Genomic DNA, 12,934 nt, shown 5'->3' on the forward strand with positions numbered 1-12,934 from the left:
GGGCGTGGCCGAGGGCGTTGTCAGTGGGCGACGGCACACTGACGGCATGAGCGCCGCTTCGTCCACCACCGCCGATGGCCCCCGTACCGCCCCCGTCTGGGTGGAGTCCATGGGCGGGCCGCTGATCGTCGTCCCCGTCTCCGCGCTGGCCGCATGGCAGGGATGTACGGAGACCGGGGCCATGGCGGGAGACGCCACCGCTCCGGACGACTACGACCGGGCCTGCGCGGTGGACGGCCTGGCCGGTGTGATCGCCGTCGGCGAGGCCGGCGCGCAGGCGCTGGTGCTGGCGGACGAGCCGGCCACCAGCTGTTATCTGCCCGAACACCGAGCCTTTCTGCGCTGGCTGGCCGCCGACTCGGAGGCCGGGCTGAGGGCCGCTGCCGAGACCGTGCTCGCGGTCCCGGCCACCCGGTGGGAGGAGTGCGGCACCTGGGTGTCGGACGGCCCGGCCGTGCTCATGGACTCCGCCGAACCGGGCTCCCGACCGGGTTCCGAACCGGGCACCGGGTACCCCGGCGGCGGGGTACCCGCCCAGGCGCCGGTCCCGCTGCCGGCCGGCCGCCGGCGGGTGCGCGCCACCCACACCGAGGCGGCCGGGGGGACCTGGGTCGGCCTGGTCCAGTTGCTGCCCGGGGCGGCCGATGCGGGTGCCTTCGCCGCCGCTCAGTAGGCGGCTCGGCCCAGAGCGGTCCCGAGCGCGGTCAGGAACCCCGTCGTCGTGGCCGCGTCGCGTACCGCCACCCGTATCCACTCCGGCCCGAGACCGGGGAAGGTGTCGCCCCGGCGGACCGCGTAGCCCAAGTCCCGCAGCCGTGACCGTACTTCGGCCGCGCCGGGAATCCGGGCCAGGACGAAGGGGCCCTCGGCGGGACCGGCGACCTGTACGCCCCGTTCCGCCAGCCCCCTGGCCAGGAACTCCCGGTCCACGGCGATCTGCCGCGCGGCCGCCTCCGCCTCGGCGACAGCACGGGGCGAGACGCACGCCCGCGCCGCCACCAGCGCCGGTGTGGACACCGCCCACAAGGGCTGGGCGCGCTCCAGCCGCGAGACGACCTCCGGATCCGCGAGCACATAGCCGATCCGCAGCCCCGCGAGCCCCCACGTCTTGGTGAGGCTCCGCAGCACCACGAGCCCGGGCACATCGCACCGCCCGGCCAGCGACTCCCGTTCACCCGGCACCGCGTCCATGAACGCCTCGTCCACGACGAGGGTCCGCCCCGGCCGGGCGAGCCGCAGCAGCGTGGACGCCGGGTGCAGGACGGACGTCGGGTTGGTGGGGTTGCCGACGACCACCAGGTCCGCGTCCTCGGGGACGAGCGCCGGGTCCAGCCGGAAGCCGTCCCGCTCGCGCAGCAGCACCCGGTCCACGGTGTGCCCCGCGTCCCGCAGCGCCGCCTCCGGCTCGGTGAACTGGGGGTGCACGACCACCGGGCGCCGTACCTTCAGCGCCCGCGCCAGCAGGACGAACGCCTCCGCCGCCCCTGCCGTCAGCAGCACCCGCTCCACCGGCAGCCCGTGCCGCGCGGCGACGGCCGCCCGCGCGGCCCGCCCGTCCGGGTAGGCCGCGAGGGAGGACAGCGACGCGGCGATCTCCTCGCGGAGCCAGGACGGGGGCGTCCCCGCGCGGACGTTGACCGCGAGGTCGACCAGGGCCGCCCCGTCGTCGCGGACCTCGGCGTCACCGTGGTGCCGCAGGTCCGGACCGCCCCCGTCCTCCTCAGTGCGCATGGCTGTGGGTGTGTCCACCATGGTGGTGATGCCCATGTCCGTGCCCGTGACCATGTCCGTCGGACCCATTGTGTCCGTCGTCGTCCGGATGGAAGTGCGGCTGCTGCGGCAGCCCCACCTTGTCCTCGAACCCCGGCAGCGCGATCCGGTACACGCAGGAGTCGCAGTTCATCCGCAGATCCCCGCGCACCGCCTCCTCGTACCGCTCCAGCACCAGGTCGAGCAGCTCCGGCTCCGGCCCGATGACGTCGGCCGAGCGCACCTCGGTCTCCGGGTGCGCGGCGGCCCACTCCCCGGTCTGGCGGCGTACCCGGTCCGGGAGGATGCCGGTGAACAGGAAGTACGGCAGGACGACGATCCGCCGCGCCCCCAGCCGGGCACACCGGTCGAGCCCGCTCGGCACGTCCGGCGCCGCGAGCGACACGAACGCCGTCTCCACGGCGGCGAATCCGCGCCCCTCCCACAGCAGCCGCGCCGCCTTGCACACCTCGGCGTTGGCATCCGGGTCGGTCGAGCCGCGCCCCACGAGCAGCACGGTCACGTCACCGCGGTCGGTGCCCGCGAGCGTGTCGTCCAGGCGCCGTTCCAGCACGCGCAGCAGGGCCGGGTGCGGGCCGAGGGGACGGCCGTAGGTGTACGAGAGGCCCGGGTGCCGTTCCTTCTCGCGGGCCAGCGCGGCGGGGATGTCGCCCTTGGCGTGCCCGGCGGAGACCAGCATCAGCGGTACGGCCGCGAACTTCCGCACGCCCCGCTCGACCAGTTCGGCGACGGCCTCGCCGAGCGGGGGCGGGGACAGCTCGATGAAGCCGCCGGCGACGGGCAGTTCGGGGCGCCGGCGGCCCAACTCCCGTACGAAGTCGCGGAAGGCCTCGGCTCCGGCCTCGTCCCGGGTGCCGTGTCCGGCGACGAGCAGGGCGGGCGGCTGGGTGGTCACTGTTTCTCCTCGGGGGAAATCGGTTGGTACAGCAGGGCGTTGAGCGCGGCGGCGGCCACCGCCGAACCGCCCTTCTCGGAGACGTTGCTCACGGCGGGCAGCCCGCTCGCGCGCAGCGCCTCCTTGGACTCGGCCGCGCCGACGAAGCCGACGGGCAGACCGATGACGAGCGCCGGGTCGGCGTCCAGGGTCAGCAGCTCCTCCAGGGCGGTCGGCGCACAGCCGATCACCCACAGGGCGCCCGGCCCGACCTCCTCGTACGCGAGCCGCACGGCATGCGCCGAACGGGTGAGCCCCGGGCCGGACTTGGCGTCCTTCAGGCGGCAGACGGTCTCGCGCCGGGTGATCCCCGCCGCGACCATCTCCACGTCCACCACGACGGGCGCCCCCGCGTGCAGTGCGGCATGCCCGCGTACGAGGTCGGCCTCGGCCAGGACCAGATCGCTCGCGTAGTCGAGATCGGCGGCGGAGTGGATCACCCGCTCCACCACCGCCCGGGTCAGCAACGGGAGTCCGGAGGTGTCCAGGCGGGCGCGCAGCCGCCGGAAGGACTCCTGCTCGATGGGATGGACCACACGGTTCACCGGGCACCCTCCTCGGTGCTCGCCTGCCAGCGGTAGCCGCGCGGGGTCACCATGCGCCCGGCGATCTCCCGGGTGGCGGTGTTGCCCACGGTCACCACGGTCATCATGTCCACCGACGCCGGGTCCAGGGCGGCCAGCGTGGTCACCCGGCTCGACTCGTCGGGACGGGAGGCGTTGCGGACCACCCCGACCGGTGTCGTCGGCGCCCGGTGCTCGGCCAACGCCGCCAGCGCCTTGGGGAGTTGCCAGTCACGGCCGCGCGAGCGCGGGTTGTAGAACGTCACCACGAGGTCCGACTCGGCCGCCGCGCGCACCCGCCGCTCGATGACCTCCCACGGCGTGTGCAGGTCGGACAGGCTGATCGACACATGGTCGTGGCCCAGCGGCGCGCCCAGCAGCGCCCCGGCCGCAAGCGCCGCCGTCACCCCCGGCACGCCCACCACGTCGATGTCGTCGGACGCCTCCGCGAGCGCCGGCGACGCCATCGCGTACACCCCCGCGTCCCCGCTGCCGATCAGCGCCACCGCGTGCCCCGCGCGGGCCTCCGCGACGGCCGTACGCGCCCGCTCCTCCTCCGCGCCGAGCCCCGACTCCAGCACCCGCGTGCCCGGACGCAGCAGATCCCGGATCTGGTCCACGTACTGGTCGAGCCCCACCAGCACCGAGGCGCGCCGCAGTTCGGCCACCGCGCGCGGCGTGACCAGGTCCCGGGCGCCCGGCCCGAGCCCCACCACCGCGAGCCGCCCGCGCGCGGGACGCCGTACGACGGCACAGGTCGCCATCGCCGGACGGCCCGCCGACTTCCGCTTGGGTACGAGGAGTTCACCCCCACCGAGCAGCGCCGCCGCCTCCGCCACGGACGGTGTGCCGACCGCAGCGAGGGGCGCGTCGGACGGGTTCGGTACGACGACGGACGCCAACTCCGAGGCCGGGTGGATGATCAGCGGCACGCCCAGCCGCTCGGCGGCGCCCACGAGCCCCGGCTCCTCCGACTTGGCGTCCACCGTGGCGAGTTCGGCCACCGACCGCGCCGAGAGCCCCGCCTCGGCGAGCGCCGACCCGATCAGCTCCAGCACCTCGTCCACGGGAGCGCCCCGCGAGGCCCCCACCCCGACCACCAGCGACGGCGGCCGCAACAGCACCTCGCGCGGGCCCGGTTCGAGCGCGCGGTCGGTGAGCCGTACCGTGTACGCCCCGCCTTCCGAGACCGGCAGCGGAGGCAGCGGCCACGCCAACTCGGCTTCCAGAGACACCGGTTCACCGTCCAGCAGGGCCCGCGACACCGCCGCGACCGCACCCTCGACGGGCAGGCCGAGCGTGTCGAGCCCGGCCACGCCCACCGCGTCCGTCGCGGTCGTCACCACCGGCTCCGCACCCAGCAACCCACCTACTTCACCGGCGAGTTCATTGGCGCCCCCCGCGTGCCCGCCGAGCAGCGACACCGCGAACCGGCCGCCCTCGTCCACGCACACCACACCCGGATCGGCCGCCTTGTCCCCGAGCAGCGGCGCGACGAGCCGTACCACCGCACCCGTCGCCAGGAAGCACACGAGCTGCTCGCACTCCGCGAACGCGGCCCGTACCGCGTCCCCCACCGGGCCCTCGTACACCCGGGTACGGTCCGGCCACGCCGCCGCAAGGCGGTCCCGCGCCGCCGCCCCCGCCGAGGTGGCGGAAATCAGGCCGATCACTGAACTGCTCCTTCGTTCGGCCGCGGGGCGCGCTCGCCCCACAGCAGGAAAACGGGGTTGGTGGCCGCGAGCCGGGTCACGTCACCCGGCAGGGGTGCCAGCCGCGAGGACTGCAACAGCACGCCGTCACAGCCGAACCCGGCCCGCGCGAGGGCCGCGCGGGCCTCGGGCACCCGGTCCAGCGCGGCCATCGCGACCACCACCGTGCGCCGCGCCCGCCGGGCACACGCCTCGACCACCGCGCCCAGCTCACGCCCCCCGCCGCCGACGAACACGGCGTCGGGGTCGTCGTCCAGACCGGCCAGCGCGCCGGGCGCCGTACCGTGCACCACGGACACGTCCACGTCATGGGCGCGCGCGTTGGCGCGGACCCGCGCGCAGCCGTCCTCGGTCTTCTCCACCGCGACCACGGCCGCGCCCAGGCGCGCGCACTCCACCGCCACCGAGCCCGACCCCGCGCCCACGTCCCACACCAGGTCACCGGGGCGCGGACCCAGCCGGGCCAGCGCCAGCGCCCGTACCTCGAACTTGGTGATCATCGAGTCCCGGTGTGCGAACGCGTCCTCCTCCAGGGCCCAGCGGCCGGGTCCCGGGGCCGGACCCGCCATCGTGCGCGGACCCCGGGGCGCCCGGGACTCGTCCAGGCACAGCACGACGTTCACCGCCGTGCCCCAGTCCCGCCGGGCGGCCTCGGCGGGCGTCACCCGCTCCACCCGCTCGTCCTCCGGCTCACCGAGCGCGCTCACCACGACCAGCGTCCGGCCACTGCCGGCCAGGCGGGCGCCCAGCTCGGCGGGACCCGACCCCGGCCCGGTCAGCACGGCCACCTTCGGATACGCCCGGCACAGCTGCACCGCCGTACGCGGATCACGTCCGTGCGCGCTCACCACCACCGCGTCGTCCCAGGTCAGCCCGAGCCGCGCGAACGCCCCGGCCACCGAGGACACCCCGGGCCGCACGTCAAGGCGCTCCGCGCCGAACCGCTCGGCCAGCACCCGCACGATCCCGAAGAACCCGGGGTCGCCGGAGGCCAGCACGACCACCGGGAGGTCCTTGGCCAGGGTCTCGGCGATCGCGTCGAGGGCGGGGGAGAGGGGGCCGAGCGCGATGCGGCGTACGTCCTCGGGGAGGCCGGCGGCGTCCAGGTGGCGTTGGCCGCCGACGACCAGGGCGGCCTTGGCGAGGACGTCGGCGGAGAGGGGGGCGCCGGTGCCGGTGCCGACGACGGTGATCAGCGGTGTGCCCGCATCCGTCGTCAACTGCTCGCCCCCCGCTCGCGCAGCGCCCGCCGCGCCTGAGGGTCCGCCTTGCGGAAGCCGTGGAAGTGACCGGGGTGGTAGAGGTGCGAGCGGGTGCCGTGGGCCTCCAGGGCCGGACCGATCAGGAACAGCGTGTGCTTCCACAGCCGGTGCTCCTTGACCGTCTCCTCCAGCGTGCCGATCGTGCAGCGCACCACCAGCTCCTCCGGCCAGGTCACCTGATGGGCGACCACCACCGGTGTGGTCGTCGGATAACCGCCCTCCAGCAGCTCGCGCACCAGCTGACCGCTGCGCGCCGCCGACAGGAACACCGCCATGGTCGTACCGTGCCGGGCGAACTCCCGTATCTCCTCGCCCGGTGGCATCGGCGTCTTGCCGCCGCCCAGCCGGGTCAGGATCACTGACTGCGCCACCTCGGGGATCGTCAGCTCGCGCCCCGCGAGCGCGGCCACCGCCGAGAACGACGACACCCCCGGCACGATCTCCGTCTCGATCCCGATCTCCGCGCACCGGTCCAGCTGCTCCTGGGTGCCGCCCCACAGCGACGGATCACCCGAATGGACGCGGGCCACCTTCAGCCCCTCGGCCAGGGCGCGCCGGTAGACGGCCACCACGTCCTCCAGGGACAGCGCGGCCGAGTCCAGGATCTCCGCGTCCGCGCGCGCGTGCTCCAGGACCTCCGCCCGGACCAGGCTCGCCGCCCAGATCACCACGTCCGCCTCGGCGATGGCGCGGGCGGCCCGGAAGGTCAGCAGATCGGCGGCACCGGGCCCGGCACCGACGAAGGTCACCCTGCCGGCGGGGGAGGTGCCGGCCGGGGACTCGGCGCGGCGCTCGGCCGGCCGGCCCGTCGGCGACCCGGCCACGCGGTCGGTCTGCGGCTCGGCCATGGGGAGAGGTCCTCTCGTACGAAAAGAAGTGAGGGAAATGTCAGGGTCTGTAGGGGTTTCACAGGCGTCGGATGTGCGCGGAAGCCCCTTCATCGGATACGAAGGTCGTTATGGCGGTCCTCGTCGCGCTCGGCGCGTTTTTGATGACGCTGGCCGGCGGCTGGACGGCACAGCGTGTGACCGACCGTCGCCACCTGGTGCTGGGCCTGGCGGGCGGCCTGATGCTGGGCGTGGTCGGCCTCGACCTGCTGCCGGAGGCGCTGCACGCGGCCGGCCGCGAGGTCTTCGGCGTACCCGCCGCCCTGCTGCTCTTCGTCGGCGGCTTCCTGCTGGCCCATCTGGTGGAACGTCTCCTCGCCGGACGCCAGGCCGCGCACGGCGGGGAGGAGCACGACCATCACCGGGCCCCCGAGGTCGGCCTCACGGCCGCCGCCGCGATGGTCGGCCACAGCGTCATGGACGGCGTGGCGATCGGCGCGGCCTTCCAGGTCGGCGGCGGCATGGGCCTCTCCGTCGCCCTCGCCGTCATCGCGCACGACTTCGCCGACGGCTTCAACACCTTCACCATCACGAGCCTCTACGGCAACGCCCGCCGCCGCGCCGTCGCCATGCTCGTCGCCGACGCCTGCGCCCCCATACTGGGCGCCCTCTCCACGGTCTTCGTGCACATCCCCGAGCCCCTGCTCGGCGGCTATCTCGGCCTCTTCAGCGGCGCCCTGCTCTACCTCGCCGCCGCGGAGATCCTCCCGGAGGCCCACCACGACCACCCCGCGCGCTCGACCCTGCTGTGCACGGTGGCGGGAGCGGCGTTCATCTGGCTGGTGGTGGGTCTGTCGGGCGGCTGAGACCGCCGCCGCCGTGTGCGGCCGCCTCACAACTTCCCGCCCCTGCCGCCGTCCCGGCGCGGCGGCGCGATCAGGGTCGACAGATACGGCAGCGCGGCGCCGTCCAGCTCGGCGGCCGGGCGTATCGACTCCTCCGGCAGACCGAGGGCCGAGCCCCACACCGCGTCGTCGAGCCGCCCCGACTCCCGCAGCGCCTCGGCCACCTCGGCGGCCCGGCGCCCGAACTTGTACGCCACCACCGTGCCGGGACCGGCCAGCGCCTCCTTCAGCGCGGACTCGCCCGCCGTCACCGGTACGAGGGTCAGCGGCTCGGTGCCCTCCGTCAGCACGGCACCCGACCGCGCCGCCAGATCCTGCATCGCGGTGATCCCCGGCACCGTCTCCACCACGACCCCCGGCACCAGCTGGGCGACGGTCTGCGCGAGGTAGGTGTACGTCGAGTACACATTGGGGTCGCCGATGGTCGCGAACGCCACGCACCCGTGCTTCCGGAGCAGCCCGGCGACCCGCGCGCCCGCCGCGTCCCACGCCGCCTCCCGGCGCGCCCGGTCGGTCCGCTCGTTCAGCGCGAACACCACCCGGACCACCTTCGCGGCGTCCACGTAGTGCAGCACCGTCGCCTCGGCGCGCCCCCGCTCCCCGGTGTCCATCACCGGTACGACGACCACATCGGCGGCCCGCAGCGCGTTGACCCCCTTCACCGTCACCAGTTCCGGGTCGCCCGGACCCACCCCGACCCCGATCAGCCTGCTGCTCATGACGTACGGCACCTCTCCGTGAACCGACGGGCCACCGACGGCTCGGCCGCCCAGTGGGTGTGCAGATAACTCGCGTGCACGCCCCGCTGTACGAAGCCCTCGACCCTCCGGGCGGGCGAGAGCACCCCCCAGGCGGGCGCGGCCCCCGCCCCGGGCTCGACGACGGTGCGATGAAACTCGTGCCCCCGCATCCGCGTCCCGGCCGCAGCCAGCGAACTGTCTCCCACGGCCACCGCGTCCCGGTACCCCAGCGTCAGCCGCTCCCCCATCCGCGCGGCCGCGTCCAGCACCCCGCACATCGGCGCCCCGTCCAACTCCCGGCACAGATACAGCAGTCCGGCACACTCGGCGGCAATGGGCGCCCCGCGCTCCGCGAACTCCGCGACGGACTTCCGCAGCCGCTCGTTGGCCGACAACTCGCCCGCGTACACCTCGGGAAACCCGCCCCCGATCACCAACCCCGCGCACCCCTCGGGCAGTTCCTCGTCCCGCAACGGGTCGAACGTGACGACCTCCGCCCCGGCGGCGGCCAGCAACTCGGTGTGCTCGGCGTAGGAAAAGGAGAAAGCGGCTCCACCGGCGACGGCGATACGGGGGCGGGTCTTGCAGGAGGCCCGCTTCTCGACTGCCGAAGGGGACCCCACGGTGCCGGGGTCAGCCAACCGAGACGATCCGGCCGCACCCAGGTCAGCCGACCGAGACGACCCGACCGCCGCCTGCCCGGCCGGGCGAGTCGGACCGCCCGCGCTGTTCTCAGCCGACCCGTCCGCACCGGACGTCCCCTTTTCAACCAACCGAGACGGGTGGTCGTGGGTGGGCAATTCTGTGACCTCAGCCGCACACCAGGCCGCACCGGACAACGCCCCGGCCCCCCGAGCCAGCGCCATCAGCGCATCAAGATCGCACCCCTCGGCAACCCAAGCCGCCATCGCCCCCACCGCCGACACCGCGGCAGCACCCCGCTCGGCGACCGGCACCAGCCCAAGATGCCGAGAAGGCGTCTCCACGGCGGCCCCCCGCCGCAACACCCCCAACACCGGCACCCCCACAGACTCCAGCGCCTCCCGCAACAACTCCTCATGCCGGTCCGACCCGACCTTGTTGAGGATCACGCCCCCGATCCGCACCCCCGTGTCCCAGGAGACGAACCCATGCACCAGCGCGGCAACCGACCGCGACTGCGAAGACGCGTCGACCACCAAAACCACCGGCGCCCGCAACAACTTCGCCACCTGCGCGGTGGACGCAAGCTCCCCCTGCCCGGCCGCCCCGTCGAAAAGCCCCATCACCCCCTCGACAACGGCGACATCACACCCCCGCGCCCCATGCAGAAACAGCGGAGCCACCAACTCCGCCCCACACAGGTACGCGTCGAGATTCCGCCCCACCCGCCCGGTGGCAAGCGCGTGATACCCGGGGTCGATATAGTCCGGCCCCACCTTGTGCGGAGACACGGCAAGCCCGCGCGCGGCGAACGCGGCCATCAGCCCCGTGGCGACCGTGGTCTTCCCACTGCCGGAGGACGGCGCCGCGATGACCAGCCGGGGTACGGACATCACCACTCGATGCCCCTCTGCCCCTTCTGCCCCGCGTCCATCGGATGCTTGACCTTGGACATGTCGGTCACCAGATCCGCGAACTCCACCAGCGGAGCAGGCGCGTTACGCCCGGTGATCACCACGTGCTGGTTGCCCGGCCGGCCCCGCAGCACCTCGACGACCTCCTCCGTGTCCACCCACCCCCAGTGCATCGGGTACGCGAACTCGTCCAGCACGTACAGCCGGTACGTCTCGGCGGCCAGATCCCGCTTGACCTGCGCCCACCCCTCCCGCGCCTTCTCCTCGTTGTCGAGCTGCGCGTCCCGCTGCACCCAGGACCAGCCCTCGCCCATCTTGTGCCAGTCCACGGACCCGCCCTGCCCGGAAGCACCCAGCACCCGCAGCGCGTTCTCCTCGCCGACCTTCCACTTCGCCGACTTGACGAACTGGAACACCCCGATCGGCCACCCCTGATTCCAGGCCCGCAACGCCAGCCCGAACGCGGCCGTCGACTTGCCCTTCCCGATGCCCGTGTGCACGACGACCAGCGGCCGGTTACGCCGCTGACGCGTCGTCATCCCGTCGTCCGGTACGACACTCGGCTGTCCCTGCGGCACTACGCGGCCCTCCTCGGCATACCCCGAACATCCCGCACGAGCCCGGCGATGGAGTCCGCCCGCAGCTCGTCCAACGTCACCGCCGTACCGCCCAGTTCACCCGCGAGACGCCCCGCGAGCCCCAACCGCACCGGGCCCGACTCGCAGTCCACGACCACCGACGCGACCCCCTCGGCCGCGAACAGCCGCGCCGCCCGCCCGGCCAGGGCCACCGGCTCCGGACCACCCGTCGCCCGCCCGTCCGTCACGACTACGAGCAGCGCCCGCCGCGCCGGATCGCGCAACCGCTCCACCCGCAACACCTCGTGCGCCCGCAGCAGCCCGGCCGCGAGTGGCGTACGACCGCCGGTGGGCAGCGACTCCAGCCGCGCGGCGGCGGCATCCACGGACGAGGTCGGCGGCAGCGCGACCTCGGCGGCCGCACCCCGGAAGGTCACAAGGCCCACCTTGTCCCGCCGTTGATACGCGTCGAGCAGCAACGACAGCACGGCACCCTTCACCGCGCTCATCCGCTGCCGCGCCGCCATCGAACCGGAGGCGTCCACCACGAACAGCACGAGATTCGACTCCCGCCCCTCCCGCACCGCCTGCCGCAGATCGTCCCGCCGCAGCACAAGCCCCGCACCGGAACGCCCCCGCACCCGCTGATGAGGCGCCGCCGCCTGCACGGTCGCCGCCAAGTGCAGCTTGGTCAGGGCGCCTTGAGGGCGCCGGGCCCCGGTGGTCCGCCCATGCTCCGTCCGCGCCCGCGAACGCCGCCCGGCCGCACCCTCACCGATCCCGGGCACGTTCAACGCCTTGGTACGGAACGGCTCGGCGGCCCGTACGGGAGCCTGCTCGCCCGCACCAGCACCGGCCGCCTCGGACTCCCCGCTCTCGGAAGCGGCGGCACCTCCGTCACCGTCCTGCGGCCCCGCGTCGGGAGAGGGCTGGCCGCCCCCACCGGGCCCGTCCGGATCGGGATCGTCGTCCCCGGAAGGCTCCGATGACTCTGCGGACTCCTCCAGGGTCTGATCCAGCTTGTCCTCGTCAAGTCCCGGCGCGTCAAAGGGATTACGCCGCCTGCGGTGCGGCAGCGCCAGCAGCGCCGCCTGCCGCACATCCTCCGCGAGCACATCCGTACGCCCCGCCCACGCGGCCAGCGCGGTCGCGGTACGCGCCATCACGATGTCGGCCCGCATCCCGTCCACCTCGAACGCGGCACACGTCGCCGCGATCTGCCTGAGCGCCCCGTCCCCGAGCCGCACCTTGGGCAGCAACTCACGTGCCGCGACGACCCGTTGCCGTACGCCGGCCTCCTCGCCGGCCCACTGCGCCGCGAACCCGGCCGGATCGTCGTCGTACGCCAGCCGACGCCGCACGACCTCCACCCGCTGATCCGTCTCCCGCGAGGCGGCGACCTCCACGCTCAGCCCGAATCGGTCAAGCAGTTGGGGTCGCAGCTGGCCTTCTTCGGCATTCATGCTCCCGACGAGAAGGAAGCGTGCTGCGTGTCGGATGGAGACACCCTCACGTTCGACGTACGAGGCGCCCATCGCCGCCGCGTCCAACAGCACGTCGACGAGATGGTCAGGGAGAAGATTGACCTCGTCGACGTACAGAATCCCCCGGTTCGCCGAGGCGAGCAGCCCCGGCTCGAAGGACTTCACTCCCTCTGCGAGTGCTCGCTCGATATCGAGGGCGCCGACCAGCCGGTCCTCCGAGGCGCCGACCGGAAGCTCTACCAGGGCAGTGGCGCGCTGCACTCCGGAGCCCAGCACATGCGGCCCATCAGGGCATGACGGGTCCGGGGCTGCGGGGTCGCAGGAAAAGCGGCAACCGGGCACAACCTCGACCTCCGGCATCAGCGTGGCCAATGCCCGGACGGTGGTCGACTTCGCGGTCCCCTTCTCTCCTTGCACGAGAACGCCACCCACCTGGGGCGACACCGCGTTCAGCAGCAAAGCCAACCGCAGGTCGTCCTGTCCGACGACGGCGGTAAAGGGATAGGGCGCGCTCACGTGCTGATCACTCCTTCGGATGACGTGTAGCAGGACGATGCGGGTCCGATCTGTGAGCCCGGCATGCTGGAAACCTGCTCCCCACAG

At 73.9% G+C, this 12,934-nt stretch carries 12 protein-coding genes; 2 read left to right on the forward strand and 10 right to left on the reverse strand.

The genetic code is table 11. The features are described from left to right. Positions 1 to 46 precede the first annotated feature (46 nt). Positions 47 to 673, forward strand: a complete 627-nt coding sequence (locus tag AB0898_RS18620; protein ID WP_366804009.1) for an Imm21 family immunity protein — start codon at positions 47 to 49, stop codon at positions 671 to 673. On the opposite strand, the gene cobC is transcribed toward AB0898_RS18620, so the two are convergent. From cobC to cobM, 6 genes are read right to left on the reverse strand one after another with little or no spacing between them, the layout of a single operon-like run. Then, a complete protein-coding gene (gene cobC, locus AB0898_RS18625) occupies positions 667 to 1,731 on the reverse strand; it encodes an Rv2231c family pyridoxal phosphate-dependent protein CobC (protein WP_366804010.1) in 1,065 nt (354 codons plus the stop codon). The genes AB0898_RS18620 and cobC overlap by 7 nt on opposite strands. Further along, a complete protein-coding gene (locus AB0898_RS18630; protein WP_366804011.1) occupies positions 1,721 to 2,665 on the reverse strand; it encodes a sirohydrochlorin chelatase in 945 nt (314 codons plus the stop codon). The genes cobC and AB0898_RS18630 overlap by 11 nt, the downstream gene beginning before the upstream one ends. Continuing rightward, complete coding sequence (locus AB0898_RS18635; protein ID WP_366804012.1) at positions 2,662 to 3,249, reverse strand: precorrin-8X methylmutase; 588 nt, start codon at positions 3,247 to 3,249, stop codon at positions 2,662 to 2,664. The genes AB0898_RS18630 and AB0898_RS18635 overlap by 4 nt, the downstream gene beginning before the upstream one ends. After that, positions 3,246 to 4,940 carry a precorrin-3B C(17)-methyltransferase gene (cobJ, locus tag AB0898_RS18640; RefSeq protein WP_366804013.1) on the reverse strand — a complete coding sequence of 565 codons (1,695 nt, stop codon included), beginning with the start codon at positions 4,938 to 4,940 and terminating at the stop codon, positions 3,246 to 3,248. Before cobJ ends, AB0898_RS18635 begins: the two co-directional genes overlap by 4 nt. Continuing rightward, positions 4,937 to 6,175 (reverse strand): precorrin-6y C5,15-methyltransferase (decarboxylating) subunit CbiE, encoded by a 1,239-nt coding sequence (gene cbiE, locus AB0898_RS18645; RefSeq protein ID WP_366804091.1) that lies wholly within the window; start codon positions 6,173 to 6,175, stop codon positions 4,937 to 4,939. Before cbiE ends, cobJ begins: the two co-directional genes overlap by 4 nt. A 20-nt stretch (positions 6,176 to 6,195) precedes the next feature. Next, entirely contained in the window at positions 6,196 to 7,089 is an 894-nt protein-coding gene (gene cobM / locus AB0898_RS18650) for a precorrin-4 C(11)-methyltransferase (RefSeq protein WP_366804014.1), read from the reverse strand. A gap of 110 nt (positions 7,090 to 7,199) precedes the next feature. On the opposite strand from cobM, the gene AB0898_RS18655 reads away from it, so the two are divergent. After that, positions 7,200 to 7,934 (forward strand): ZIP family metal transporter, encoded by a 735-nt coding sequence (locus AB0898_RS18655; protein WP_366804015.1) that lies wholly within the window; start codon positions 7,200 to 7,202, stop codon positions 7,932 to 7,934. A gap of 26 nt (positions 7,935 to 7,960) precedes the next feature. Here AB0898_RS18655 and cobI read toward each other — a convergent pair whose 3' ends face one another. The 4 genes from cobI to AB0898_RS18675 are packed head-to-tail and all read right to left on the reverse strand — an operon-like array spanning position 7,961 to position 12,847. Beyond that, the gene (gene cobI / locus AB0898_RS18660; protein ID WP_366804016.1) at positions 7,961 to 8,692 is read right to left on the reverse strand and encodes a precorrin-2 C(20)-methyltransferase; all 732 of its coding nucleotides are present in this window, start codon (positions 8,690 to 8,692) and stop codon (positions 7,961 to 7,963) included. Then, positions 8,689 to 10,248 (reverse strand): cobyrinate a,c-diamide synthase, encoded by a 1,560-nt coding sequence (locus tag AB0898_RS18665; protein WP_366804092.1) that lies wholly within the window; start codon positions 10,246 to 10,248, stop codon positions 8,689 to 8,691. The genes cobI and AB0898_RS18665 overlap by 4 nt, the downstream gene beginning before the upstream one ends. Beyond that, a complete protein-coding gene (cobO, locus tag AB0898_RS18670) occupies positions 10,248 to 10,847 on the reverse strand; it encodes a cob(I)yrinic acid a,c-diamide adenosyltransferase (protein ID WP_366804017.1) in 600 nt (199 codons plus the stop codon). Before cobO ends, AB0898_RS18665 begins: the two co-directional genes overlap by 1 nt. Next, on the reverse strand, positions 10,847 to 12,847 hold the full coding sequence (locus AB0898_RS18675; RefSeq protein WP_366804018.1) for a putative cobaltochelatase: 2,001 nt from the start codon (positions 12,845 to 12,847) through the stop codon (positions 10,847 to 10,849). The genes cobO and AB0898_RS18675 overlap by 1 nt, the downstream gene beginning before the upstream one ends. Positions 12,848 to 12,934: the final 87 nt, after the last annotated feature.

The sequence above is a fragment of the Streptomyces sp. NPDC005435 genome (assembly GCF_040703155.1).
GTDB lineage: Bacteria > Actinomycetota > Actinomycetes > Streptomycetales > Streptomycetaceae > Streptomyces.

Coding starts and splice junctions, on each gene's coding strand:
- AB0898_RS18620 (WP_366804009.1), top strand. CDS start 47: ATGAGCGCCGCTTCGTCCACCACCGCCGATGGCCCCCGTACCGCCCCC.
- cobC (WP_366804010.1), bottom strand. CDS start 1,731: ATGCGCACTGAGGAGGACGGGGGCGGTCCGGACCTGCGGCACCACGGT.
- cobM (WP_366804014.1), bottom strand. CDS start 7,089: ATGGCCGAGCCGCAGACCGACCGCGTGGCCGGGTCGCCGACGGGCCGG.
- AB0898_RS18655 (WP_366804015.1), top strand. CDS start 7,200: ATGGCGGTCCTCGTCGCGCTCGGCGCGTTTTTGATGACGCTGGCCGGC.
- cobI (WP_366804016.1), bottom strand. CDS start 8,692: ATGAGCAGCAGGCTGATCGGGGTCGGGGTGGGTCCGGGCGACCCGGAA.
- AB0898_RS18665 (WP_366804092.1), bottom strand. CDS start 10,248: ATGTCCGTACCCCGGCTGGTCATCGCGGCGCCGTCCTCCGGCAGTGGG.